The sequence below is a fragment of the Lactobacillus sp. WILCCON 0149 genome (assembly GCF_057197965.1).
The window spans coordinates 1-643 of record NZ_JBUBHO010000034.1; the positions used below are offsets into that span (position 1 = coordinate 1).

Annotated in this window: 1 rRNA gene; it reads left to right on the top strand. The window is 51.3% G+C overall.

The features are described from left to right. Nucleotides 1-643: ribosomal RNA gene (locus tag ACYVUV_RS12350) — 23S ribosomal RNA — on the top strand; the annotation flags it as partial.

A 643-nucleotide genomic window follows, 5' to 3' on the forward strand; every position in this document is an offset into this window, starting at 1 on the left:
TTAAAGTAGCGAAGGCTGCGACGTCACACTGCCGAGAAAAGCTTCTAGCCAGAGACGGTGCACCCGTACCGCAAACCGACACAGGTAGTCGAGGAGAGTATCCTCAGGTGAGCGAGAGAACTCTCGTTAAGGAACTCGGCAAAATGGCCCCGTAACTTCGGGAGAAGGGGCGCTGGTCGCAAGATCAGCCGCAGTGAAAAGGCCCAAGCAACTGTTTATCAAAAACACAGGCATCTGCAAAATCGTAAGATGAAGTATAGGTGCTGACACCTGCCCGGTGCTGGAAGGTTAAGAGGAGAGCTTAGCGCAAGCGAAGGTTTGAATTGAAGCCCCAGTAAACGGCGGCCGTAACTATAACGGTCCTAAGGTAGCGAAATTCCTTGTCGGGTAAGTTCCGACCTGCACGAAAGGTGTAATGATTTGGGCACTGTCTCAACGAGAGACTCGGTGAAATTATAATACCCGTGAAGATGCGGGTTACCCGCGACAGGACGGAAAGACCCCATGGAGCTTTACTGCAGTTTAATATTGGGTATCTGTCAAGCATGTACAGGATAGGTAGGAGCCGGAGAAGATAGGACGCCAGTCTTATCTGAGGCGCTGTTGGGATACTACCCTTGCTTGACGGATGCTCTAACTCAGG